The sequence below is a fragment of the Methanoculleus sp. MH98A genome (assembly GCF_000691865.1).
Classification (GTDB): domain Archaea; phylum Halobacteriota; class Methanomicrobia; order Methanomicrobiales; family Methanoculleaceae; genus Methanoculleus.
Window position 1 is genome coordinate 1 of the sequence record NZ_JMIO01000166.1, and the last position, 1,571, is coordinate 1,571.

2 protein-coding genes are annotated in these 1,571 nt (G+C 41.7%); both read right to left on the reverse strand.

The genetic code is table 11. From position 1 onward, the window contains the following. The coding region (locus EI28_RS12335) for a phospholipase D family protein (protein ID WP_155937437.1) at window positions 1-1,280 on the reverse strand (1,280 nt) is incomplete at its 3' end. Then, window positions 1,264-1,571 (reverse strand): hypothetical protein (locus EI28_RS15095; RefSeq protein WP_231476817.1); only part of this gene is annotated, 308 nt, incomplete at its 5' end. The genes EI28_RS12335 and EI28_RS15095, both read right to left, overlap by 17 nt.

Below are 1,571 nucleotides of genomic sequence, written 5' to 3' on the forward strand. Positions count from 1 at the left end.
GGAAATATTTTCTTATTATATACAATTCTCATATTTGATTCGTGTAACTCATTGCCGTTCTTGCTGACAATACTGAGAACTACAGATTTGCCGAATAATGAGAGGATCTGCTCATTCACATCAAAATAGAGTGTACTTCCATCGATCGTATACGATAACGAAAATTCTTCCCCGTTTAAGCGAACTGTATATTCCAGAGCAGGATCCAAAGATTCCAAAGTGACTGCAATACTCCCCCCCACGAGAACTGCCTCAACTACTTTCATAGTGGATGGGGAAACACCTAGAATCTCGCTATCAACGGTTTGAGATTCAACTTCTTCTAAAGAGATCTCTTGAGCTTTCCCAATTGCTTTGATGATCTCTTGGAATTGAACATTCCCCTTTACGAGGAGCCCCATCTCGACATTCGCGTTTGTAATCAGTGCTGAGGATGAGAAATTGGCACTCCCTGAAAACACGTAGTTATCCGAATCCGTCTCGATAAACAAAATCTTCGCATGTAGAAATCTGCCGTTATCAATGAGAAACGAGTGATATGTAAATGTATTAAAGTTTTCCAGGATTTTTACGGGCAAATTGGATGTTTTTTGTTGAACGAAAATATGGATGTCAGGACAAAGGTCAGACATTTTCTGGTAGAATTCTCGATCCTGAGCAAAATATGGACTGACGACGCTTATTTTTAGTATGGGTTCGCGTATCACATTTGAAATCTGATCCAGCAGCGGTATTTTGTTAATCGAATGGAGAAGCCATGCATCCCGCTCCTCGGTAATGTTAAGTTTCGGGATCGAATGGATGATCTCCTGAAGATGTTCTCTATACGTCTGGCTCCCGACGAAATCCGACAACCCCTCAAGAAAGTCAACAAAATCATCGAGGAGATACGCTCTTTCAGGCCTCTCAAAATCGACAACAATAGGTGTGACAACTTCGGCACTTTGAGTATATCCACTCCACGTGAGATTATTACTCCCAACGAGAATTAACGCCTGATTGTCAGAAAGGGCAAACATTACTTTGGGATGGAAGGTTTTCGTGCAGGAAATACTTTCAATAAAATATCTGCTTCCAGCGGACTTCGAACGCTGAAGCGACTTTCCAACCTCTTGATATTCAGCAGCGTCGATGAACAGGAGCGGATAGGACCAGCCATGAAAATGTGAGAAGATGTGCTTTTCGAAGAAATCTGGGTTAAATTTGTAACTCGTGATCAACACACGTGCTCTCGGATCGATTTCCTTAACTTGTTCTAGGATATCAAAGAGAGCATTCACTGTCGTACCTCCTCATCGTTTTGGTGCCAAAGTCTGTTATTGAATAGATATCCGAATCCTTGCGAATCAGTCCGACATCTTCGAAAATTGACATTATCGAGTCAAACCTGTCACTACGACGAACCCAAGCGTACTCTTGCTTATAAAAATAATTCTCTCCTTTCAGCTCAAACCGAAACGTGGTATTCCCGAAGTGTATCTTTTCATAGGCGATTACATCATGTTGTTGAACCACTTCATCGATGAGTTTCCTGAACAAACCCTCTAATGAGATCTGACCTAGATCGCCCC